We start from the raw sequence: 23,909 nt of genomic DNA on the forward strand, positions 1-23,909 counted from the left end.
GGTTTAAGGTTTAAAGAGTTTCAGACCTTACTTTTCACTAGAGAAAAGGGGTCATCATTTTGCAAGCAAAATCACACTACGTGTGACCGCCATATCTTTGGCGGTGAGTCCTTAAAAATACCCCCGACAGACAGATGACTAGTGATGTAAATCCTACGATTAGACCGTGAGTGACAAGCCCCTCCCCTCTTGATTACTGATTCAAAACCTTGAAAATAGCTTGTATATAGTGGCTTTGAGGGTTCCACTCAGCCTTTGCTTGCAAAGTGGAATCCTCTCAATTATTACTAGTGAAAATTTCAATAAGCGTCTCTAGCCATGAAGGAAGTTTGCTCGAATATAAATTATTTCTCTAGCTAATTGGATTCCACCTTGCAAGGGAGTTTCGAGGGGTCGCAGCCCCTTGAACCGTGCTCCACGCTTCGGAAGTAGTGGCACTTTTTGTTACTTTTTGGTGTCAAAAAGTAAGGTCTGAAAAGTTCTAAAAAGTGAATAAATCCCAATCTAAAATTAATTCATAAACATCCAAACAGGTGACGAAACGTCACCCCTACAAAATCAACGTACTACAGATTATAAGCATTTAGCGTAGCAGACACATAACCAATAAAGGAGACACATATGGGCTTATTTGCCATTGGTGATTTACATTTGCCATCTACCAAAGAAAAAACAATGGACATGTTTGGTGGCAACTGGACAAATCACAAAGAAAAACTCATAGAAAACTGGAGCGGTATCATCACTGACGAGGATACCGCTCTTTTGGCTGGAGATATTTCTTGGGCAATGTCAGAAGCGGAAGCAGTTTCTGATTTATCCATGATTTCTGCTTGGAATGGGCGTAAAATCCTATTGGAAGGCAACCACGATTATTGGTGGAAATCCACATCCAAATTGGAACGTCAATTTCCAGAACTATCCTTCTTAAAAAACAACCATACACAATATGAAGATTGGTTTATTTGTGGTTGTCGTGGTTGGACTTGTCCAAATGAAGTGCAATTTACAGAACAAGATGAAAAGCTATACAAACGTGAACAAATGAGATTGCGTCTATCCTTAGATTCTGCTATGCGTTCTGGTGCCAAACAAATCATTTTGATGATGCACTTTCCACCTATGAATGAGCAACATGAACTTTCAGGATTTGTGGAGATTTTTCGTGAATATCCCATTCATCATGTAGTATATGGTCATTTGCATCACGCAGAACACCATAAAAAAGCCTTCCAAGGTATGTTAGAAGGCATAGAATATCATTTGATTTCTGCTGATTATTTGGATTTCACACCAAAGAAGATTTTGTAATGACTACAATTTCAACCCTTCAATTGCAGCATAAAATTCACCTACCACATCACCCAAAACAGCCCTTGGTTCTGTAACACCAAGCCTGCTTTCAGACAACTGTGCCAAATACCATTCTCCTCGTTCATATACCTGACCAACAGTCACAGGACACCCTTCTTTTGTTGCCAATTCACAAAGTGCCAGCGTTGGGTCTTTCTCTTGTTTGGTTGCCAAAATCGTCTTTTGTAGCATTGGATTTCCCTTTGCTTTTTCCAATAATAACGTCAAACCATCTTTCATAAAAACACCTCCATAGTCACAATATACCCATTCAAAAGAAATTCATGTAAAACCTCTGATATATCTGTTTTTTTGTTGCTTTTTGGCTTTGGTTTGTGCTAAAATGTTTTCTGGTATGATTCTAAAAATAACAAATAATTTAGGGGGCTTGACAAAATTGTCAAAGGGTAACGGGTATATTTCAGATTTGAAAAAAGAGTTCAAAGGGTATAATAGCAAAAAGCTATCACAAGATGTAATGGCTGGTTTAACAGTTGCTGCTGTGGCTTTGCCATTGGCTTTGGCGTTTGCTGTCAGTAGTGGTGCGCCTGCTGCTGCTGGTTTGATTACTGCCATTTTGGGTGGTATTTTAATGAGTAGTTTTTCTGGTGGATATTATCAGATTTCCGGGCCTACTGGAACCATGGCTGGTGTATTATTGGTTTTGGTTGCAGAATATGGGATGCAGGGTATTTTCATAACTGGTTTGTTGGCTGGTATTTTCCTAGTCATTGCTGGTGTGCTGCATCTTGGAAATTTGACTTCCTATATTCCTATGCCTGTGGTCACAGGGTTTACTTCTGGGATTGCAATTATGATTGCTTTGGGACAAATTGACAATCTTTTCGGTGTCACCAGTGTTGGTAATTCCTTGGTAGAAAAAATCTTAAGCTATGGTCACCTTGGTTTTTCACCTGATTATTTGACCCTTGGCATTGGGATTGCAGTCACTGCATTTATTGTGGTATTTCCAAAGAAAATCGGTGCCATTATTCCACCATCACTCCTTGGTTTGATTTTGGCAACTGCTGCTTCCATCCATTTCGGTTGGGATGTTGCAACTGTTGGAGAAATTCCTCAAACTTTGCTTCCAGATGCACGTTTGAAACTTTCTGAAATTCCTTGGAGGGAAATGAACCATTTTATTGCACCCGCCATGAGTATTGCAATGCTTTCTATGATTGAAAGTTTGCTTTGTGGTGCCAGTGCTGGTCATATGGTTGGTGTAAAGTTAAAAAATGATACAGAGCTCATTTCCAAAGGTGTTGGTAACATTGTGGTTCCATTCTTTGGTGGTATTCCTGCAACTGCTGCTTTGGCAAGAACAAGCATGGCAATCAAGTCTGGTTGTCAAACACGTATCACTGGTGTTGTACATGGTATTGGTTTGCTCATTGCGATGTTGGTTTTGGCTCCTGTTATGTCCAAGATTCCACTTTCTGCATTGTCTGGTGTTTTGCTTGTCACCACCTACAATATGAACGATTGGGACAGCATTAAGAGTTTCTTTGATGGTAAATTCAAAGGTGCCATCTCCAAATATTTTGTCACAATGCTTGCAACCATTATCTTCGATTTGACCATTGCAATTGCTGCTGGTGTTGTTTTATCCTTGTGTTTGTTGGTTGCGAAACTTTCCAAGTTGGAAATTGCATATGATCCTGTGAATATGGAGCGTTTGGGTGAAGAAAATCAAGAACTTATGGTTCGTTATAGCAAAACCATGGTGGTGTATATCTCCGGTGCTATGATTTTCTCCAACACCGATTCTTTGGACGAAATCCCACCACATTTGGAAGGATATGATACCTTGTTATTCTCTTTGCGTGGTGTGTCTGAATTGGATATTTCCAGTGGTCAAGCACTTTATGAAACGGTAGAAACCATGCAAAAACAAGGTGTGGATATTATGTTCTGTGGTGTCAATGAAAAGGTACATGTGATGATGCAACGTACCAAGATTACAGATTTGGTTGGTGAAGATAGCTTCTATTGGAGTGCTGTACATGCTCTTGGTCAATTGCACCCAAGAAATGATATGCTTCACGAAGAAGAATAATAGAATAGAATCAATTTGAGGAAGTTGGCTTATGGCTGGCTTCCTTTTTTGATGTTTCTTGTTGATAGTTGCAAAACGGTTGATTCGTGAATCAACCCTACACCTACCATCCTGTATAAAAGGTCTTTTATATTTTGTAGGGTACGCATTGTATGCGTATCGAAAGCGAAATGCATACAATGCATTCCCTACGTAATGAGAGATATTTATACATAATTGGAATCTTATTTTTTTGCAACACAAAAGTCCCTGCTACAACAAATCGGCATCGTTGCAACAGGGACCTTCCCCAAATAAAACACTTATCTCTTATGTAATTGGAGTATCCTCCAGTACATTTTTATTTTTTAGGCAAATGGATACATTGACCCAAAGCATCGCCACAAGCTTCAGCAAATGCTTCTGTGAATGTTGGATGAGGGTGAATCATTTCGCATACTTCGTATACTGTGATTTCCATATCCATCAACACTTTTGCTTCCATAATCATTTCTGTAGCAGATGGTCCTACGATATGAGCACCAAGAATTTCGCCATATTTTGTTTCAATGATAACTTTGACAAAACCGTCTGTTTCGCCAGAAGCCAAAGCACGACCATTTGCAACAAATGGGAATTTACCAACAGAAACGTTGCTATATTTTTCTTTTGCTTGTTCTTCACTCAAACCAACGCTTGCAGCTTCTGGCATTGTGTACAAACAACCAGGAACTTTTGTCAAATCACAAATTTCGTTGTGACCCATAGCGTTTGCAGCAGCAACTTCACCCATTTTGAATGCAGCATGAGCAAGCATACTTCTACCATTGATATCCCCAGCAGCAAAGATGTTTGGAACAGAAGTTTTCATAGCATCGTCAACAACAATTTTGCCACGTACCACTTCGATATCATCTGCCAATGTACCCAAGCATTCCAAATCAGAGCTTCTACCGATGGAAAGCAAAACGATATCTGCTTCGATAGGTTCTTCATCAGAAACATGCAAAACTGGTTTGTCGCCATTTTGTGTCAATTTTTCAACTTGTTTGTTGTTGAGCACACGAACGCCAGATTTTTCCAAGGATTTTTTCACAGCTACAGAAACGTCTTTGTCCATTACAGGAACCACACGATCTGCCAATTCAACGATGGTTACTTCACTACCGAAGCCATTGAACGCAGTTGCAATTTCACAACCGATAACGCCACCACCGATCACTGCCAAACGTTTTGGAACTTCTGTAATATCCAAGATACCATCAGAGGTCATTACATTTGGTTGTTCGATACCAGGAATTGGAATCATACCAGCTTTGGAACCACCACAAAGGATGATATTGGTTGCTTCGTAAACTGTGCCATTTGCTTCCACTTGGTTTTTGCCAACCAATTTTGCAGCACCAGCGATGGATTTGATGCCATTGCTTTTCAACAAACCAGCAACACCGCCAGTCAATTGCTTCACTACATTGTTTTTGTAGTCCACAACTTTAGGCATATCCAAGCTCATAGAAGAAACATCTACATTGACACCACGGCTACCAGCATGTTTCACTGTTTCCATGTATTCAGCTGTTTTGATGTATGTTTTTGTAGGGATACAACCTCTATTCAAGCATGTACCACCAACAACGTCTTTTTCAAAGATGATAACTTTGCCACCCAATTGTGCAGCTTTGATTGCAGCAACATAACCAGCAGGACCACCACCGATAACAGCCACATCGTATTCAAATCCACCAGATGTAGGAGCTGGAGCAGCAGCAACAGGAGCAGCTACAGGTGCAGCAACAGGAGCTGGAGCAACACCAGGTACAACAACACCAGCAGGTTGTTCTACTTTTTCACCTTCAGCGCCAACGAAAGCAATGACTGTAACAACAGGAACCACTTCGCCATCTTCATAATATTTTGCAAGCAAAGTACCATCAGCAGGCGCTTCCACTTCCATGTTGACTTTATCTGTTTCGATTTCCAAAAGTGCATCGCCCTCTGATACTTTGTCGCCTACATTTTTGAACCATTGGATGATTTTACCTTCTTGCATATCCATGCCAGCCTTTGGCATAATTACTTCTACTGCCATAATATCCTCCTTTTTGGAAATTCCAATATAGCGGTCATGGCAAGCCATGACCCTACATATATCCGTTATATTTTAGTTTGGGTTGTATCTCACAGCAACAATTCGTATGGGTGTTCCAACAACCATCTCAAAGCTTGCATAAATTCTGCTGCTGGTGCGCCATCCAAAGATCTATGGTCATGTGCAAAGGAAAGACCAAGTTTTTTTCTAAACATTGGTTCACCTTTGTACAAGCAATATTCATCTGTAATTGCACAAACACCCAAAATACAGGAATTTGGTTGGTTGATGATTGGTGTGAAGGATTCCACGCCATACATACCAACGTTTGTTACAGTGAAAGTAGAACCGCTCATTTCATCCATTGTCAATTTGCCAGCTCTTGCTTTTTTCGCCATATCTTTTGCGTATGTTGCAAGTTCATTCATGGATTTTTTGTCTGCATCTACCAATACAGGAACAACCAAACCAGCGTCGATTGCAACAGCCATACCAAGATTTACGCTTTCTTCGTATACAATTTCATCGCCTTGAATGTTTACCAAAGGATTTTTGTCAGCACCCAATGCTTTTGCAACTGCTTTCAAAACAAAGTCATTTACAGAGAATTTCACTTCACGACCTTCATTGATTTTCGCTCTAAGTGCCATCAAATCTGTAACGTCTGCTTTGGAGTTTTGTGTTACTTCTGGGATTTCTGTTCTGGATTGGCTCATTCTTTGTGCTACCACTTTTCTCATACCAGAAAGTTTCACACGTTTCACGCCAACGCTTGCCACAACAATTTCTTCCACAACAGGAGCTTCTGCCGCTTTTGCAGCACCATATACATCTGCTTTTGTGATTTTGTTGTTGTAACCAGTACCAACGATAGAAGCCAAGTCCACACCCAAATCAAGAGCAATGCGTTTTGCCAAAGGTGTAACAGAAATTTTACCTTCTGCACTGAGTTCTTCCAAATATTTTACAACGTCACGAGCTTTGACTTCGCCCATTTCGCCAGTTGGTGCAACTGCATTCAAGGAAATGCCATTTTCTGCTGCCATTGCTTTTGCAAGTGGAGTTGCAGGAACATAACCTGTAGTGATGACTGGTGCTGCTTTTGCCACTGAAGCTGCAACTGGTGCTGCCACAGGTGCTGGAGCTGCTGCTGCTGGTGCTGCTGCTGGAACTGCGCCACCTGCTGGTTGTTCCACTTTTTCACCTTCTGCACCAACAAAAGCAATTACTGTAACAACAGGAACCACTTCACCATCTTCATAATATTTTGCAAGCAAAACACCGTCTGCTGGTGCTTCTACTTCCATATTGACTTTATCTGTTTCAATTTCCAAGAGTGCATCACCTTCAGCAACTTTGTCGCCTACGTTTTTGAACCATTGGATGATTTTTCCTTCTTGCATATCCATGCCAGCCTTTGGCATAATTACTTCTACTGCCATATTAACGCTCCCTTCGTCCAAAAGTTATTTCTGCTTCCAGTATAGTCTGTCAAATTAAGCAAGTGTTTTTTTAACAGCTGCAATAATTTTATCTTCGTCAGGCAAAACGCCTTTTTCCAAGATAGGGCAGAAAGGAACAGGAACATCTTCAGAAGCCAAACGAATGATTGGTGCATCCAAGTAGTTGAATGCTTCGCTTTCTGTGATGGTTGCAGCAATTTCGCCACCCAAACCACCAGTTTTTACAGCTTCGTGTACGATGATACAGTGTTTTGTTTTCTTAACGGATTCGATGATACAAGGTTTGTCCATTGGATACAATGTTCTCAAATCGATTACTTCTACGTTGATGCCTTCAGCAGCCAATTTTTCAGCAGCACCCAAACAGAAATGAACCATTCTACCATAAGTTACGATGGTACAATCAGAACCTTCTTTTTTGATATCAGCAACACCCAAAGGAATTGTGTATTCGCCTTCTGGAACCAAACCTTTTGTGTTGTAAAGCAATTTTTGTTCCAAGAACATAACAGGGTTGTTGTCACGAATGGAAGATTTCAACAAACCTTTTGCATCTTCTGGTGTAGAAGGAATAACCACTTTCAAACCAGGTGTGTGGCAAAGAAGTGCTTCCAAAGATTGGGAATGTTGTGCTGCTGCACCAGTACCACCACCAGAAGCTGTTCTCATTACCATAGGAACACTGTGGTTACCACCCAACATATATCTAAGTTTTGGAGCTTGGTTTACCAACATATCGTAGCAAACACACAAGAAATCAGAGAACATGATTTCTGCGATAGGACGCATTCCTGTCATAGCAGAACCAATTGCTGCACCCATGAAACCTGTTTCAGAAATAGGTGTTTCCATAATTCTTTCAGGTCCAAATCTATCGTAAAGGTCACCAGATACACCGAAAGCACCTTTGTAGATACCGATGTCTTCACCCAACATATATACGTTTTCGTCACGTTCCATTTCTTCTGCAAGTGCTTCTCTAATTGCTTCTTTGTATGTCATTTCAATTTTACCCATGTCTAATTCTCCTCCTTCTAGTATCAGTCAGCGTAAACGTCATCAAGAACAGTATCCAAAGATGGATATGGACTATCAATTGCAAATTGAACTGCATCATCCAATGCTTTTGTAGCATCTGCTTCCACTTGTGCCAATTCTTCTTCTGTTGCAATGCCGTTTTCTAACAAATAAGCTTTGAAGTTTTTGATAGGGCATTTTTCTCTCCAAGCAGCAATTTCTTCTTTGGTTCTGTACAAGTTACCATCACTTTTGGAGTGACCAGAAATTCTGTAAGAATGTTCTACAACCAATACAGGACCATTGCCTTCACCGATGTATTTTCTTGCTTCTTTAACTGCTTCGTATACAGCCAAAACATCATTGCCATCAACGTCGATCGCTTTCATGCCATAACCAGCTGCTCTATCGGAGATGTTTGTGTTTTTCATAACTTTGGAGATATGTGTGGACATACCGTATGTATTGTTGATACAAACGAACATTACAGGCAAGTTCCAAGCTGCTGCAAGGTTCATTGCTTCGTGGCAACCACCTTCATTGGAGGAACCATCTCCAAAGAATACTGCTGTCACTTTGTCTTCGCCTTTTTTCTTTCTGGTCAAAGCGATACCACAAGCGATTGGAGGTGCAGAACCCAAGATACCATTTCCACTCCAAACACCTTTTGCTTGATCACAGATATGCATGGAACCGCCACGACCTTTACAAACACCAGTTTCTTTTGCAAAGATTTCAGCCATCATAAGATTTACGTCAACGCCTTTACATACGATTTGGCTATGACCTCTATGAGTTGTGATGATTTCGTCTCTTTCTTCCAAACCAGCAACTGTACCTGCTGCTGTTGCTTCTTCACCGATACCCAAGTGAGTTGTGCCGTGGATCATACCCAAAGAGAAGTATTTTTGTACTTGTTCTTCGAATTTTCTTGATCTGTGCATATCGGACAAGAGTTTCAAACCAAATTCTTTGCTAATTACTGTTTCTTTTTTCTTCATTCTGACGCTCCCTTTCAAATAATTAGATTAAAATATATGGGGTTACATTGTTCACATGTTTCATGTTACAGTTTCGTTTTCATCTCATACATTGTATGATTTCACCTTCTACTGTCTGCTTATCTTTTCCCAATAAAATTGGAATTGCATTGATGATGGGTACTGGATAGGTTTCTTGTAGTTGGATAGCCGATACAATGAGACTGACACCGTTCATATGATTGGAAATTTCGGTTGCTTTGCATTGTACGATGTTGGCTTGTATTTGAGATGTTTCTAGCAGTGTACGAATTTTATTATGTACAACTGTCGAGGTAACCAAGCCCGTTGCACATACAATCAAAAGCGTTTTCACCCTACTCCTCCTTTGTATCGTTTATCTTTGGTTATGTTAAAAGTATACCACCCTTTTTCAGCAATGGAAAGTCTAAAGCATTTCATTTTCAGTGTAAAGAATTTTACTAATAGGACCTTTTTTGTCTCATCTATCTTGTGGCATAAAAAAAGGCAAAGATTGTTGAAATCTCTACCTTTTCACTCATGTTTTATGGTTGTAAAAAACAGCTAGTATGCTATGTTTTTCTACTTCATTTGTCTTGTTTGATTGCTCTGTTTTTCTCTTTTTGGATGGTGTACTTTACCACCACTGTTGTCACCAAAATTACAGCCACAAATCCCCAAACACCTTGGTTTAATAAGTAGTGTAAAAGAATGGCTACATAGTTGCCACCTGCCACCAAAGAAGTGACACCAATAACCGTTGTACTGGTTGACATATGCAAACCACTGGTATATACCATTTCTGTAATGAGTGGAGATAGTGACGCTGCTCCAAACAAAGAAAATACCGTCAAAAATAGGCAACTGACCAAGGTTCTACGTGCATTTCCTTTGTGAATGGGTGTCGCAAATGCAACAAAGAAAATGAGGGTTGTCAAATCCACAAATGGAATCACTTGCAAACGCAAAACAAAGACTGCCACTAAGAAATATATGGGTACCAAAATGGTTGCAATGTGCACTGTGTTTTTTCTACCCACCAAAACAGCAGAATCCAAGCAGATATTCACGCTTCTACCAACGAACAAACGATCTACAAATTGTTTTGTCGCTTTGGAAAACGGAATCAAACCTTCCATAATGACTTTACAAATTCTAGGCAATAGCACCACCAACGCCACCATATTGAGCACAACAAACATAATGGTTTCCACAGTACTCATAAACCCTTTGGAATAGTCATTACAAAGGAATCCCAGCACCAAACCAATCAAAATACCAAGCAAAGTTGGTTCTGAAAACCAAGCCCAATAAGCTGGTAGACTTTTGGGTTCTGTTTCTTTATTGAAAAATGGTATCTTATCGTAAATGCGATCCAACAACGCAAATACAGGAATAAACACAGAAGAAAATCCATGGGAAATGGTTACACCCTTCATTTTCAACTCACTTTGCACCAAATCCGCTGTCACATCTGCAATTTTCAAAGTAATAATCAAATGGATGGCTGCTCCAAACAAACCCAAAGCATAGGAACCTGTAGACAACCACACTATGGAACCAGTAAAAGCATAGTGCCAATAATTCCACAAATCTGTATTCACAGTATTGGTCAGTTTCAGTTTCACCAAAATCACATTGACTGCAAAGATAAAGGGTATGATGACAGCACCAATTGCTGTAGAAAAAGATACAGCAGAAATGACAAAATTACCAATATCCAAGGACACATTTTCCATCTGGAATTTGCTACCCAACATATCTGGCACAAAGCTCAAATTGTGCAAAATGGTTTCCAATAAAAAGGCAACACCCATCAAACCAACGCCAACTGTCAAGGATGCACGCAAGAATTTTTGAAAGTCCAACTTCATGCAAACACCCATCAAAATCAAAATGATTTGAATGAACATAAATGCAGGCAAGTTAAAAGAAAGATTGTACATCAATACTTCAATTGGCATTTTCTGTTCACCTCCTCATAACATCTCTAAAATATATTTCATTGCACGCTATTTCAACAATACACCATCAACTCAAATATTTCAACATTTTTTCTATAAATTCTTCTCTATTGATATCTGTCAACAAGGGTATTGCTGTCAAAACAGGTGTACCCAAAGCTTGCCCTTGTTCCGCATCTATATCCATTGCAGTCAAAATCAAATCCGCTTCTTCTGCATAGGCATCCAACTCAGAAATGCGACATTGGATCAAGTATGCTGAAATATCTTTTTCTTCCAAAATCAAGTTCACTTCTTCACTGATGAGTGTGGAAGTTGCAATTCCAATTCCACAAGCGATGACAATGATTTTCATGTGTTACCTCCAATTTTTGTATTTTGTTTCAGTCTAAATTATGTGTCAGGTTGTTCTGATACCCGTTGTGCTTATAATCTGTAGTAAGGTGAACAAAGAATAGAATTAATTTTAGGTAGGAATTTATTCAAGTTTTAAAGCATTCAGACCTTACTTTTCACTGGAGAAAAGTAACAAAATCCACCACTACTTCCGAAGCGTGGAGCACGGTTCAAGGAGGCTGCGACTCCTCGAAACTCCTTTGCAAACGAAATCCTATAGGTTCGAGAATAAATCGAACTTCGAGAAACCTTCCTTCTTGGCTGGTGACGCTTATTCTAATTTATCAAAATAGTAATTTTCTGGATTCCACTTTGCAAGCAAAGGCTGAGTGGAACTCAAAAATCATTTATTCACTACTTACTTTGGTTTTGAGCCAGTAATCAAGAGGTGAGGGGCTTGTCACTCACGGTCTAATCGTAGGATTTACACCACCACACTTTTTATTTTCGGGGGTATTTTTAAGGACTCACCGCCAAAGATATGGCGGTCACCGTAGGTGATTTTGCTTGCAAAATGATGACCCGTCGTGTTAGACCCCTTTAAATCGGGGCTCCACGCCTTCGAAACGAGTGGTGGTTTTGGGGTACCTTTTGCCACCAAAAGGTACGGTCTGAAGAGCTCTAATATTTGAAAAAATTAAAACCCAAAATTACCATACGCAATTTATTGGAGGATGATATCTTCCCCTACAAATAAATCAACATATATAAGTTGTCATTCTGAATGCAATGAAGAATCTTGGTTTTGCGGTCGATTCGTGAATCGCCCCTACAACAGCGTACTTATGTTTTGTGGTATCACGTCAAATATAAATAATCCCCTACTTATTTTGGTTTTTAAAGTTATTTTTTCAAGGTTGTTTCGTGTTTTTTGATACATTCATGAAGTCCTCTACTGGTTTGCACTCCTTTGATTTCTGCAACAAAATCAGGTCGTTTCAACAAGCTCATCAAATTGAACAATGCCTTTTTGTGACCTTCATCGTTTTCAGCACTCAAACAACAAACAAACTCCACCAATTCTTCTGTTTCATCTCTAAAATACACAGGTTCCGCCAAGCGTATGAAACTAAATCCTCTACGTAAAACTCCGGTTTCTGGCATTGCATGTGGCAAAGCAAATCCCTTAGACAACACAAAGTAAGGTCCATTTTCATTGATATTGTCAATCATTGCATCCACATAAGTTTGGGTTACATATCCCTGTTCCACCAACACTTCTGCTGATTTTCTGATAGCTTCTTCGTAATCTTTGCAATGTACATCTAGGGTGATGTGGTCTGGTGAAATGTATTCATGCAATAGCTGTGTTGTTTCTGTTGTTTTTTCTTGGAACAATTTTTCCAACACATCTGCCATTTCTTTGATCATTTTCATTTTATTTTCTTCCACATCTACATAACGATTCACCAGTGGCACCATATGATGCAACACCTCTTTTGCAGTGTAGGCTTTTTCTTCTTCTATTTTGTGGGCAACGCCAACCAGATTTTTGGTATTTTTCTGAATTTTCAAATAATCGCTGTCATCCAAAAGTGGTGACACTTGTACATATGGAAATGTTGCACCTCGAATTGGAATTGTGGAAATGACAATATCCACACTTTGTGCCATTTCTTCTTTCAGGTTATGGAGTGCTGTAATCTCCACGATTTGGAAGCCAAATTGTTGTTTCAATTTTTCCACCAAAAGTTGTGATGTACCAACGCCACCACTACAAACCACAATTGCTCTGGCAGGTGTAGTGCCTTTTTTGCGTTCAATGGCAGCACAAATATGCATCACCACATAGGAAATTTCATCTTCACTCATGTCGTGTTCTGCACAATCCTCAAAGTGATAAATATATTTTCTTGTGATTTCAAAAATTTCAGGATAGTTTTTATACAGAATATCCAAAACTGGATTTTTTTCAACAGGTCCACTTCTATGCATCAATGTGTTTTCCAAATGGGCACATAAATTTTCATAAAACAGGAAATCCCTAGACAAATCCACATTCATATATCCAGAAATGGCAGACACAAAACGATTCACCTGCATTTGGATTTTGATGGATTCTGTGTTCACTTGTTTGCGTTCTTTCAAGCAACGTTGTTTGTGTAAAAAGTCTGCAAAATACAGGATTTCAGCTTCCAATATTTCCAATTTATAATAGGTTCCCAAATACATCAAGATGGTTTCTGCCATTTCATATTTATTGTTGACAGGTATGGTAACATTCTCCACAAATTTACCCATTTGCAAGCGTTTCACCAAAACCACCAAGAAGTATAAAATTTCACGATATGCTGCATCGGTAAAAAACACTTCACGTGCTTGTTCTTCTTTGTTGATGATGCGTTCAAAGATGGTTTGATCCATATGCGCAACCATAGATTTCAACACCAAATTGGAAAATGGTTGACATCCATCTTCTTCATTGCCTTCATAAATCACATGGTCTTGTAAAATAGAAAGCATCATCCTACGTTTGTTTTCTTCTGCACCACGCACTTTCAAACCTTTGTTGTGATTGGATCGTATTTCCAAATCAAAACTTTCAAACATGGATTTGATGACTTCCAAATCGTTGATGAGGGTTTGTCTACTGACCAAAATTTCATTGGCAATTTCATTGATTGTGATATAGCCATCTGTGTTCAAAATAAAAATTGACGCTATGACTTCACGTTCATTTTTAGACAGTTTATATGTATAAAAATCACTGTTGATTTCCACAGCAAGTTCAATGGTTCGTTTTTTATCACCAACAAACAAAATATTCCCATTTGCATTGATGGCAAATTCAGGCAACTGATTTTTTGCAAAAAATTCATTGATCAAGTTGATTTCGTTGCGGATGGTTCTTTGGGAAACTTCAAATTGATCCGACAAAGCTTTGAAGTTGGAACCTTCTTTATTTTTGATGATTTCAAACATAATATCTATGACTCGTTTGTTCATATATCCTCCATTTCCTTTGTTTTCGACCAATTACAAAATTCCCATTGCATTTATTTTAGCACATCGAAAGACAAAAAAACACCCCTATATCAATTTATAGGGGCATTTGTGTTGGTAATTTATGTATTTTTATGAAAAGCCCTAACAAATTATACTGCTTCAGCTGCTTTTTTCTTCTTAGAGGATTTTCCATGTTTTGTTTTTTTGCTGACTGCAAAATTGATGAGTACAGCCACCAAGATAACAAGACCTGTTGCAACTTGTTGGTAGAAGGATTGTACACCCATCATATTCATACCATTTTTGATAACTGCAAGTGTCACAGTACCCAAAACCATACCAAAGACGGAACCTTCTCCACCTTTCATGTCAATACCACCCAATACACAACCTGCGATAGCAACAGTTTCCATACCAGCACCAGTTGTTGGATCCCCTTGACCGGAACGAGCAGTTGCAATGATACCAGCCATAGCTGCCATGATACCACTCAAAACATAGATGATCAATTTGATGCGATCTACATTGATACCAGAGAAAATTGCTGCATTTTCATTGCCCCCAATTGCAACACAATATTTACCCAAAACGGTTTTCTTTTCCAAGAACATAAACACTGCAATTGCAATGATCATAAAGAACAATGCATATGGAATGACGCCAACAGTTCCTGTGTTCAAAATTGTGATTGGTTTCATTTCATCTGCTTGTACAGGAATCGCTTTACAAAGTGTGTAAGCCAAACCACTGATGGAAGTCCAAGTTGCAATGGTTGCAATAATTGGAGTCAAACGCATTTTGATGATAAGGAATGCGTTAAGAATACCAACCAAAGCGCCAATACCAAGACAAATCAAAGCTGCTACCCAAATGTTGATACCAAATCCACAAAGATATACAAAGGATACTGCAACCAAAGCCATAACACTACCTACAGAAAGGTCAATACCGCCTGTAATGATAATCAGTGCCATTGCACAACCAACAAAGATGGATTGTACATTTTGTTTTGCCAAGTTGGTCCAGTTGACCAATGCCATAAATCTAGGATTTTGAATGTAGAAGAAAATCATTAACGCAATCAGAACCAAAATCAAAATCAAGTTTTGGAGCATTTTACGATTCATACTAAATTTTTTATCTTTCATAGAAATACTCCTCCTTATCTATCTAATTGACTTCTGATATAACGATTCAATACGATTGCCAATACCAAAACGATACCTTTGACCAAGTTTTGATAGTAGTTTGCAAAGCCCAACATGTTCATCAAGTTGGACAATACACCCAAAATCAAAGCACCCATCAAAATACCAAATACAGTACCTTTACCACCTGTCAATTCGGTACCACCCAAAACAGCAGCGATAACAGCATCAAATTCAAAACCAGTCAATATTTTACAATCTGCTTGTGCAAAACGAGCTGTGATGATAACCCCAGCAAAAGCAGATGCCAAACCACACATGATATATGTGATGATGAGGTTACGATTGACACGAATACCACTCAGTTCTGCTGCCTTGATATTTGCACCAATTGCATAAACTTCCTTGGCAATAACCGTCTTATTCTGATAAATCATAAAGATTGCAAATACGATGATGGTATATACAATTGGCAATGGAATCACTCCTGTACTTTTTCCCAAAGCACCAAAGTCCCCTGGCAAGTCAGTATTGATAACCGCACCACCAGCACCAATATAGGCTATCCCTCTTGCAACATACATGGTTGCAATGGTTACGATGAAGGATGGCAAACGCAACAATGCCACAAAGGAACCGTTGATTGCACCCATAATACCACCGATCAAAACTGCCAAGATGATTGCAATTGTGGTTTCAATGCCTCCTCTTGCAAATACACCATACATAACACCTGCCATAGCACCAACAGCACCAACAGACAAATCCAAGTTCCCAGAAATCAAAACCATGGTTACTGCAGAACCAATGATAACTGTGGAAGATACTTGTACCAGAATATTCTTGAAGTTGGATACAGACAAGAAACTTGGTTCAATTATAGTTGTGATGATACAAAGCAAAATTAAGATTGCAAACATGGTGGTATTTTGCACACCATCAGAACCCAATTTTTGCCCTAAGGTTTTCTTTTTGCCCAATTCTAATTCAGCCATTTCTTACACACCTCCTGTTACAATGTTCATAATGTGTTGTGAATCCACATCATCACCATTTTGAATGATTTCTTGCAAGCTACCATCGTACAAAAGTCCAACTCTATCGCAAATATTCAAAATTTCTGGCAATTCAGATGAGAACACGATAACAGAACGTCCTTGTTCTGATAATTCACGAATCAAAGCATAAATTTCTTGTTTTGCACCAACGTCAACACCACGAGTTGGTTCATCCAACAAAATGATATCTGGATTGGAGTTCAAACATTTGGAGAGAACCACTTTTTGTTGGTTACCACCACTGAGGAAAGCAATTACTTGAGCAGAATCTCTACATGCAACCACTACTTTTTTGACATACATATCTGCCAAATCTTTCATTTTCTTTGCATTTAAGATACCACCAGAAGAAACGGTTTTGTAGTTCATCATTGGTGTATTGTCACAGATAGAAAGCATAGTACAAAGACCTTCTGTTCTTCTTTCTTCAGGCACCAATGCCAAACCTTTTGCAATTGCTTGTGTAGGATTTTTAATGTTTGCTGTGGCTCCATTGATTTTGACAGTACCTTCATATTCATCTACACCATACAAAACATTGGCAATTTCTGTTTTTCCAGCACCAATCAAGCCATAGAACCCAAGAATTTCACCTTTGTGCAAATCAAAGGACACATTTTTCAATTTTTTATCATTCGTTAAGCCAATTGCTTCAATTGCTTTCACGTTATAATCAACTTTATTTGGAATATAATCTTCCACAAGTACTTTACCAATCATCATTTGAATGAGTTCTTGTCTTGTGTGGATATCCGCTCTAGGTTTGGTTTCAATATGTCTACCATCACGCAAACATGTGATATAATCACCAATTTCAAAAATTTCATCCAATCTATGAGAGATATAAATAATGGTTACGCCACGAGCTTTGAGGTCTGCAACCACTTGGAACAATCTTCTAACTTCTTCTTCTGACAACGCTGCTGTTGGTTCATCCATGATGATGATATCGGAATCCAATGCCAACGCTTTTGCAATTTCAATGACTTGTCTTTTTGCAACGCTCAATTCTTCTACATAACTTTTGGGGTTAATGGAAGCATCCAAAGTTGCCAAAACATCCAAGACTTTTTTCAAACTTTCGTTATTGTTTTGGATAATACCGTATTTGGTTTCTTCCAATCCCAAACAGATATTTTCTTCTACACGCAATTGTTCTACAACATTAAGTTCTTGGAACAAACAACCAATACCCGTTTTCATAGCATCTTTTGTGCTGGATGGGTTGTATTCTTTGCCATTGTACAAAATGGTACCAGCAGTTCTTTTGTGTGCACCTGTAATGATTTTAATCAATGTGGATTTTCCTGCACCGTTTTCGCCAACAAGACAATGACAGCTACCTTTTTTGATATTGAAGCTTACATCATCCAAAGCTTTTACACCTGCAAAATGCTTAGAAACATTTTTGATTTCTAGTACGTTTTCTTGCATAGTATTTTCCTCCCTATTTTGTTCGCCTTAGGTTTAGGAAGTCTAAAGCCTGTTTTTTATCAATTCCATTTGTTGCAAATTATGATATAAATTCAGTTCCGATATTGCTTTTTTATAAAATGGGTTCCCTACCCAATGAGCAGGGAACCCATCAAAATTTATTCCTTTTTCATTTTATCCCAATTAAACTTAACGAGACCTAACATACATGAACATATCTTATTATGTAGGGAATGCATTGTATGCATTCCGCTTTCGGTACGCATACAATGCGTACCCTACAAGATATAAAAGCCCTTTTATCTTTAATTGTGATTTCTTTTTTACAAAGATGGATTATTTAGCAAGTTCTGCTGCGATATCCAAAGGAGTTTCTGGCAAGTATTGAACGTTGAACCAGTCTTCCATGTCTTGTACGGAATCTTTGTAGTAGTTAAGGTATACGTCAGAAACGTCGATTTGTGTGCCGTCATCTCTAGCAATGTCACCGTTCAATACGGAGATGATTGTGTCGATTTGTGCATAAGCAAATGTTTGTGGTTGCATACCCAATGTGTATTTCAAGGAGCTGTTAGGATCAGCAAGTTTCAAAAGTTCGGAAGCATCACCGTCTGTACCAGCGAAGATTTCTGTCAAAGGAACGCCATCTTCTGCTTGACCACGACCAACTGCTTCATAAGCGGACAAACAACCAAGAGCATTAGCTGTGTTTGTTCCGTAGATAAGGTTAACTTCTGGATATTTTGTCAAAACGTCTTGACCGATTGCTTGAGAAGTTGTCAAATCGCCTTCACCAGCCAACCAGAAAGTAGCACCTGTCAATTCTTCACCAGCAGAGTTCAATTCCATAGCTGTACCTGTCAAGTTAGGTTCTACAGTTTTAACACCTTCCAAGAATGGGCCAGAACGGGAGTCTTTTGTGATTGCAACAGAAAGGAAGTCAACGAAACCAACAGCGATTGGTTCATCTGGATACAATTCTTTCCATTGTTTTGCCATATCAGTACCCATTTCTTTTGCAACGCCTGCTTCATCAACAGCAACGAAAGGTACTTCTACTTCTGTAGCATCCATGTAATATGTAATTACAGCGATACCAGCATCCAAAGCTGCTTGGATAGATTCGTTAACACCAGATTCAACTACTGGATGAACGATCAAACCATCAACGCCTTTAGCGATGAAATCTTCGATAGCTTGATTTTCTTTAGCCAAGTCACTTTCTGGATCGATTACTTCGTATGTTGCACCGTATTCTTCTGCTGCATATACTGCTGCCCATTTAGCATCATTACCATGAACACTGTGAGACAATGTGATGGGAACTTTACCAATGTAGTAGCTTGTTCCTTCTGCAGCTGCTTCTGTGGATGCTTCTGCACTGGAATCTGATGTAGATGCTGTACTGCTGGAACTGCTGCTACAAGCTGCAAGACAAGACATTGTCATCAAAGCTGCCATAGAGAGTGCCAAAATTCTGTTTTTCTTCATAACCTCTACCTCCTTAGATATTAGAAAAGTGTCTATAATAAGGCTTTTGCCATATTACCATAATGATTTTTGAACCTTTATCCTGCCAAAGCAAGTGCAATCCAAACCAACAAAGTATCCCATCTATCTTTATCCAAATAGAATTCCACACCAAGACCATAGTCCATATAATAGGTGTTATCATCTCGTTTATACAAGTTCAAATCCAAGGTATTCCCATCTATATACTCAGTTTTTATGGTGCAGTCAGGGATACCTGAAACTCCTACTGGATCATAGCCCATAGCAAACATGTTGATGTATCTCAAGAAGAACGATGCTGTATCTCCTCTGGAAACATCTATGCCATTGACTTGATAGAATTCATTGTCTACATCCACATCAATTGTATAGGAAACACCTTCACCTTCTACCACGATTTGGCTGATTTGATCCAAAGTGGTTTTCAGTGGTGCTTCATAAATCAAGCTTGCTTCATCCAAAGCAGCAAAATCTAAGTCTACTGTAAATGCCAAGCTGACTTCACCAGATTGCTCCACATAAGTCAAGCCATCTACTGTATTTCCAAAGACAATTTCTTGTGTGTTTCCATCTCCATCCAACAATTGAATGCGATGCAATGAATCGTCTAAGCCCATTTCTTCCCTAGTCACACTTTCATCTGGGAAGTTTGTGGAGGTCAATTGTCTAAAATCAACCAAAAACTCATTGACTTCAATGCTTCTTGCAGTTGCAACATATGGATATTGAATGGTCCAATTGCCTTCTTCATCCATTTGCAATACAATCAATTCCCCTTCTGGGTCAGAATAAGCGATTGCTGTCAAGTCATTTTCATTGACGGTAAACAAAGTCTTATCACGCAAAGAGCTAGGACTGTTGGCAAACATGGAAATGTAACCCATATCCACCACGAAAATGCTACCTGTATCCAAATCTTTCACATAATATTGTGATTGACTGGGTGTTTTATCTCCAATAAGGATTGTTTTTTCTTTGCCCTTGGCTGTTTTCATACCAATGGACAAACCATCCTCAGAAAAACCATAATCTTCTATTTCTTCTGTGATTTCTCGGTTAATGGAAAAATCAGAAAGTAAACTTTCCATTGTACCAAGCTTGGTTTGATCTGCACTCCAAACACCAGGTTCTACAATTTCCCAAATACCATCGGTTTTGGCAAATTTCATATCACCATATGTATTATGTACAGAAATTTCAACCACTTCTTCACCACCACTGAGGGTCAATATCTTTTGTGAAATATTGGTGTTTTGTGTGTTGGTCAAGTAGAAATAGACACCGCTCAAAAGAGCAAATATCACCAGTAAAATCAAAAGTCCTTTGTATTTTCTCATTGATTCCTCCTAAATATCCAAACCATAAAGGCACCAATAAATGCAATCAAAGGCAATACCACAACGCACAAAATGGACAAACGAGCAAAGTCGCTACCACGTACAATGAATACGTCTGCGTTGATGATTTTAGAAGAAATGGTGCTACTGGTTTCTGAACCACCAGCAAGCCAATTTGCACAGCTGATGAAGAAATCTCGATTTCCTTGTGCTTCAATGTTGGAAGTATACACAAAGGATGAATTACCAATGACCACAATTTTGGTATCTGTTGCACCATATTTTGCATTGGATTTGACAATACCTGCTGCCAAAGGAATGGAACCATCCACATCTGCATCTGTTTTGGAAGTTGCTTCGATGGTCACATCTGTTCGCATCCAAGAATTGGTGGAAGAAAGCAACAAGTAGTCCACTCTACATTCTGTTTCATCATAAGAAACAGATTGCAAGCCCATAGCAATGGGAAGTACCACATAATTTCTGTCTTCTGCCAAGTTTTCTGTAATGGAATGGTATACATATCCAGGAATCAGATACATATTGTTGTTGCCTGTATAATGGTCAGAATCTTCTTCCACCACAAAATTGTTGTGGATGTCTACACCATAGAGATTCAACAAATTGTTGAAGTTTTCCAAAACCAAAGTATTGGTGCTCATGGCATCAAACAAGAACATTGCTTTGCCACCACCATTGAAATAATCCAACAATGCATTGTATTCGTCCAAACTCAAATCCTTCTTTGGTGAAGGAATGATAACAGCTGCTGCATCTGCTGGCACTTCGCCTTTTTGCAATAAATTCAACTCTTGTACATCATATGCAGCCAATTCCAACGCTTGTACAGCACCCAAAAATTCATTTGTGGTATCTGCTTCGCTATGCCCTGATGTGATATACACCACGGGCATTTCATCTGTTGTCACATATGTAATTGCACCTGTAATCAAGCGTTCACCAGAAAAGGCATTGCCACTATCTGCGCTTGTGTACATGGAACTATCTGTCAATATTTTTTCACGTGTGCTGGATTGTACCACAATGGTTCCATTGGACACAGCTTGTGCATTTTCCAAGTTCAAACTTGCCAAGGATGCTGGATTGCGTTCAATGTCAATATAGGAAACCACAATGTTTTCTGAATATTTATCGTATTCGCTGAGCAATGTGGAAATCATTTTGTCTTCTGAACCATCAGGATATACAGCAGTGATTTTAATTTCTTCTTCCAATTCATCCATAATGCCTTCAGATTGAATGGAAAGGGTAAACACTTGATCCAATGTCATATCGTAATTCCAAGCCAACTTTTCGGAAATATTGGTGGAAAGCACCACAATCCCCAAAAGCAATACAGACATGAGAAAAGATATGATTTTAAATTCACGTTTTCTTTTGTTCATAGGTATCACTCCTTTTCTCTATTATTTATACCGTTGACTTTCTTCTGCCTTCACAGAAATAAACACCATGAATACAGAAAATCCTATGTAGTATACAATAGAGTGCAGAGTCAAAATACCTCTGGAGAAATCGTCATACTTACTTGTAATTGCAATCCAGTTGACAATATCTTTGATCACTGGGATTTGCAAGTTGCTGCCAAAGGATTTTGCAATGACCACAAAGAACAACAAACCAAAAGAGAAAATGGCTGCTGTTACATGGGTTTCACAAAGGGCTGCTGCAAACAAACAAATGGAAATGAATGTTGCCCCCAAAAGGATAAATCCAATATAGGAACCCATAATGGAGCTATAATTTGGATATCCATACTGTGCCAATAAGAACACATAAAATCCTGTTGCACATACCGCCGTTAAGAAAACAGTGAATGCTGCCAAATACTTACCTACGACAATTTGATAGTCATTCAATCTGGAAGTACGCAACAATTTGTCTGTTCCTGCACGTCTTTCATCTGCAAAGGAACGCATGGTTAGAACAGGAAATACCATAACAGAAATATTGCTCAAAATGGAGAACATCCCTGTCATATCCCCATTGCCACCCAAGAGATTGTACACTGTGAATACAATTCCAGATGCCAATAGGAAAATACCAATAAAGATAAAGCCAAAAGGTGTCGAAAAATAAGTTTTCAATTCTTTTTTATAGATGTACCACATTATTCTTCGCCTCCTTCATCTATGTTTGTGATTTGCAAGAAAGCATCTTCCAAGCTATATTCCATAGGTTTGAATTCCAAAATTGGCATATCCAAATCTACCATAGCACGGAATATATCAGCTCTTACATCCACGTTACTTTCGTTTTTAATCATAAATTTGAAGGTTGCATTTGCCGATTCGATTTCTGTCACTTCTGTCACACCAGCAACTGCTTTCATTTGATCCACAGCACCTTCTTGTTTGCTTGCACAAGTCAAAAGATAGCCATGAGAATGGTTGTTTGCAAGGTTCTCCACTGTATCCATAGTGGCAATTTTTCCTTCTTTGATGATGATGACTCTCTTACAAGTCATGGTAATCTCAGAAAGGATGTGTGAGCTTAGGATGATGGTGTGATTTTGACTCAAATCTTGTATCAAACCTCTCACTTCGGTGATTTGTTTTGGATCCAAACCAACAGTTGGTTCATCCAAAATCAGGATTTCTGGGAATCCAACCAACGCTTGTGCAAACCCCACACGTTGTCGATATCCCTTGGATAAATTGCGAATCAATCGTTCTTTTACTTCTAAAATTCTTGCAAGTCCCATGATTTTCTCCATGTGACCTTTTCTTTCTTTTTTTGGAATACCACGAATTTCACAAATGAACCCAAGGTATTCTGTTACAGACATATCAATGTATAGTGGTGGTATTTCTGCCAAAAACCCAATTCTTTGGTTGACTGCTTTTGGGTTTTCCACAATATTCACACCATCTAGTTCAATGACACCACTGGTTGGTAACATATATCCTGCCATCATTTTCATAATGGTGGATTTTCCAGCACCATTTGGTCCCAAAAGACCAACCACTTCGCCTTTGTCAATATGAAACGTAATATCACTGACACCACGTTTATCACCATAGGTTTTGTTCAGCCCTTTTACATCAATCATATGGCACTCCTTAATCAATTGTTCCAGCAGCCCGAAGACTGCTGGATGAATTGTATTTATCTTTTGATTGTAACTGAATT

General features: G+C 38.8%; 19 protein-coding genes. 2 read left to right on the top strand and 17 right to left on the bottom strand.

Features of this window, described 5'->3' with window-relative positions; all coding sequences use genetic code 11:
- Positions 1 to 621 precede the first annotated feature (621 nt).
- Positions 622 to 1,311, top strand: a complete 690-nt coding sequence (locus MJY40_RS11265; protein WP_317854338.1) for a metallophosphoesterase — start codon at positions 622 to 624, stop codon at positions 1,309 to 1,311.
- A gap of 3 nt (positions 1,312 to 1,314) precedes the next feature.
- On the opposite strand, the gene MJY40_RS11270 is transcribed toward MJY40_RS11265, so the two are convergent.
- Positions 1,315 to 1,593 carry a hypothetical protein gene (locus tag MJY40_RS11270; protein ID WP_317854339.1) on the bottom strand — a complete coding sequence of 93 codons (279 nt, stop codon included), beginning with the start codon at positions 1,591 to 1,593 and terminating at the stop codon, positions 1,315 to 1,317.
- 157 nt (positions 1,594 to 1,750) lie between these two features.
- Here MJY40_RS11270 and MJY40_RS11275 point away from each other — a divergent pair, with 157 nt between their 5' ends.
- Positions 1,751 to 3,412, top strand: a complete 1,662-nt coding sequence (locus MJY40_RS11275) for a SulP family inorganic anion transporter (RefSeq protein WP_317854340.1) — start codon at positions 1,751 to 1,753, stop codon at positions 3,410 to 3,412.
- Between the two features lie 340 nt (positions 3,413 to 3,752).
- On the opposite strand, the gene lpdA is transcribed toward MJY40_RS11275, so the two are convergent.
- The 16 genes from lpdA to MJY40_RS11355 form a co-directional block, all read right to left on the bottom strand.
- Positions 3,753 to 5,480 (bottom strand): dihydrolipoyl dehydrogenase, encoded by a 1,728-nt coding sequence (lpdA, locus tag MJY40_RS11280; protein ID WP_317854341.1) that lies wholly within the window; start codon positions 5,478 to 5,480, stop codon positions 3,753 to 3,755.
- Positions 5,481 to 5,569: 89 nt separating this feature from the next.
- Positions 5,570 to 6,922, bottom strand: a complete 1,353-nt coding sequence (locus MJY40_RS11285; RefSeq protein WP_317854342.1) for a dihydrolipoamide acetyltransferase family protein — start codon at positions 6,920 to 6,922, stop codon at positions 5,570 to 5,572.
- A 54-nt stretch (positions 6,923 to 6,976) separates the two neighbouring features.
- Positions 6,977 to 7,960, bottom strand: coding sequence for an alpha-ketoacid dehydrogenase subunit beta (locus MJY40_RS11290; protein WP_317854343.1), 984 nt, complete (start codon positions 7,958 to 7,960; stop codon positions 6,977 to 6,979).
- 23 nt (positions 7,961 to 7,983) lie between these two features.
- On the bottom strand, positions 7,984 to 8,961 hold the full coding sequence (locus tag MJY40_RS11295; RefSeq protein ID WP_317854344.1) for a thiamine pyrophosphate-dependent dehydrogenase E1 component subunit alpha: 978 nt from the start codon (positions 8,959 to 8,961) through the stop codon (positions 7,984 to 7,986).
- Positions 8,962 to 9,040: 79 nt separating this feature from the next.
- Positions 9,041 to 9,316 carry a PTS sugar transporter subunit IIB gene (locus MJY40_RS11300; protein ID WP_317854345.1) on the bottom strand — a complete coding sequence of 92 codons (276 nt, stop codon included), beginning with the start codon at positions 9,314 to 9,316 and terminating at the stop codon, positions 9,041 to 9,043.
- A 232-nt stretch (positions 9,317 to 9,548) separates the two neighbouring features.
- Positions 9,549 to 10,925 (bottom strand): PTS transporter subunit IIC, encoded by a 1,377-nt coding sequence (locus MJY40_RS11305; RefSeq protein ID WP_317854346.1) that lies wholly within the window; start codon positions 10,923 to 10,925, stop codon positions 9,549 to 9,551.
- A gap of 67 nt (positions 10,926 to 10,992) precedes the next feature.
- On the bottom strand, positions 10,993 to 11,280 hold the full coding sequence (locus MJY40_RS11310) for a PTS sugar transporter subunit IIB (RefSeq protein ID WP_317854347.1): 288 nt from the start codon (positions 11,278 to 11,280) through the stop codon (positions 10,993 to 10,995).
- Between the two features lie 884 nt (positions 11,281 to 12,164).
- Positions 12,165 to 14,267 (bottom strand): BglG family transcription antiterminator, encoded by a 2,103-nt coding sequence (locus MJY40_RS11315; RefSeq protein ID WP_317854348.1) that lies wholly within the window; start codon positions 14,265 to 14,267, stop codon positions 12,165 to 12,167.
- A gap of 149 nt (positions 14,268 to 14,416) precedes the next feature.
- Entirely contained in the window at positions 14,417 to 15,415 is a 999-nt protein-coding gene (locus tag MJY40_RS11320) for an ABC transporter permease (protein ID WP_317854349.1), read from the bottom strand.
- A 14-nt stretch (positions 15,416 to 15,429) separates the two neighbouring features.
- Positions 15,430 to 16,410 carry an ABC transporter permease gene (locus MJY40_RS11325; RefSeq protein WP_317854350.1) on the bottom strand — a complete coding sequence of 327 codons (981 nt, stop codon included), beginning with the start codon at positions 16,408 to 16,410 and terminating at the stop codon, positions 15,430 to 15,432.
- Positions 16,411 to 16,413: 3 nt separating this feature from the next.
- Complete coding sequence (locus MJY40_RS11330) at positions 16,414 to 17,907, bottom strand: sugar ABC transporter ATP-binding protein (RefSeq protein ID WP_317854351.1); 1,494 nt, start codon at positions 17,905 to 17,907, stop codon at positions 16,414 to 16,416.
- Between the two features lie 336 nt (positions 17,908 to 18,243).
- A complete protein-coding gene (locus tag MJY40_RS11335) occupies positions 18,244 to 19,398 on the bottom strand; it encodes a sugar ABC transporter substrate-binding protein (protein WP_317854352.1) in 1,155 nt (384 codons plus the stop codon).
- Between the two features lie 77 nt (positions 19,399 to 19,475).
- On the bottom strand, positions 19,476 to 20,756 hold the full coding sequence (locus MJY40_RS11340) for a DUF4340 domain-containing protein (RefSeq protein WP_317854353.1): 1,281 nt from the start codon (positions 20,754 to 20,756) through the stop codon (positions 19,476 to 19,478).
- Positions 20,753 to 22,162, bottom strand: a complete 1,410-nt coding sequence (locus MJY40_RS11345) for a Gldg family protein (protein WP_317854354.1) — start codon at positions 22,160 to 22,162, stop codon at positions 20,753 to 20,755. Before MJY40_RS11345 ends, MJY40_RS11340 begins: the two co-directional genes overlap by 4 nt.
- 21 nt (positions 22,163 to 22,183) lie before the next feature.
- The gene (locus MJY40_RS11350; protein WP_317854355.1) at positions 22,184 to 22,888 is read right to left on the bottom strand and encodes an ABC transporter permease; all 705 of its coding nucleotides are present in this window, start codon (positions 22,886 to 22,888) and stop codon (positions 22,184 to 22,186) included.
- Positions 22,888 to 23,829: an ABC transporter ATP-binding protein gene (locus tag MJY40_RS11355; RefSeq protein WP_317854356.1), complete on the bottom strand. Its 942-nt coding sequence runs from the start codon at positions 23,827 to 23,829 to the stop codon at positions 22,888 to 22,890. The genes MJY40_RS11350 and MJY40_RS11355 overlap by 1 nt, the downstream gene beginning before the upstream one ends.
- Between the last annotated feature and the right edge of the window lie 80 nt (positions 23,830 to 23,909).

The sequence above is a fragment of the Chakrabartyella piscis genome (assembly GCA_030067835.1).
Taxonomy (GTDB): domain Bacteria; phylum Bacillota; class Clostridia; order Lachnospirales; family Anaerotignaceae; genus Chakrabartyella; species Chakrabartyella piscis.

Bases quoted from the DNA above. Each gene is read 5' to 3' on its own strand.
- MJY40_RS11330 (WP_317854351.1), bottom strand. From the start codon at position 17,907: ATGCAAGAAAACGTACTAGAAATCAAAAATGTTTCTAAGCATTTTGCA.
- MJY40_RS11335 (WP_317854352.1), bottom strand. From the start codon at position 19,398: ATGAAGAAAAACAGAATTTTGGCACTCTCTATGGCAGCTTTGATGACA.
- MJY40_RS11345 (WP_317854354.1), bottom strand. From the start codon at position 22,162: ATGAACAAAAGAAAACGTGAATTTAAAATCATATCTTTTCTCATGTCT.
- MJY40_RS11295 (WP_317854344.1), bottom strand. From the start codon at position 8,961: ATGAAGAAAAAAGAAACAGTAATTAGCAAAGAATTTGGTTTGAAACTC.
- lpdA (WP_317854341.1), bottom strand. From the start codon at position 5,480: ATGGCAGTAGAAGTAATTATGCCAAAGGCTGGCATGGATATGCAAGAA.
- MJY40_RS11325 (WP_317854350.1), bottom strand. From the start codon at position 16,410: ATGGCTGAATTAGAATTGGGCAAAAAGAAAACCTTAGGGCAAAAATTG.
- MJY40_RS11310 (WP_317854347.1), bottom strand. From the start codon at position 11,280: ATGAAAATCATTGTCATCGCTTGTGGAATTGGAATTGCAACTTCCACA.
- MJY40_RS11285 (WP_317854342.1), bottom strand. From the start codon at position 6,922: ATGGCAGTAGAAGTAATTATGCCAAAGGCTGGCATGGATATGCAAGAA.
- MJY40_RS11305 (WP_317854346.1), bottom strand. From the start codon at position 10,925: ATGCCAATTGAAGTATTGATGTACAATCTTTCTTTTAACTTGCCTGCA.
- MJY40_RS11350 (WP_317854355.1), bottom strand. From the start codon at position 22,888: ATGTGGTACATCTATAAAAAAGAATTGAAAACTTATTTTTCGACACCT.
- MJY40_RS11355 (WP_317854356.1), bottom strand. From the start codon at position 23,829: ATGATTGATGTAAAAGGGCTGAACAAAACCTATGGTGATAAACGTGGT.
- MJY40_RS11265 (WP_317854338.1), top strand. From the start codon at position 622: ATGGGCTTATTTGCCATTGGTGATTTACATTTGCCATCTACCAAAGAA.
- MJY40_RS11270 (WP_317854339.1), bottom strand. From the start codon at position 1,593: ATGAAAGATGGTTTGACGTTATTATTGGAAAAAGCAAAGGGAAATCCA.
- MJY40_RS11340 (WP_317854353.1), bottom strand. From the start codon at position 20,756: ATGAGAAAATACAAAGGACTTTTGATTTTACTGGTGATATTTGCTCTT.
- MJY40_RS11290 (WP_317854343.1), bottom strand. From the start codon at position 7,960: ATGGGTAAAATTGAAATGACATACAAAGAAGCAATTAGAGAAGCACTT.
- MJY40_RS11320 (WP_317854349.1), bottom strand. From the start codon at position 15,415: ATGAAAGATAAAAAATTTAGTATGAATCGTAAAATGCTCCAAAACTTG.
- MJY40_RS11315 (WP_317854348.1), bottom strand. From the start codon at position 14,267: ATGAACAAACGAGTCATAGATATTATGTTTGAAATCATCAAAAATAAA.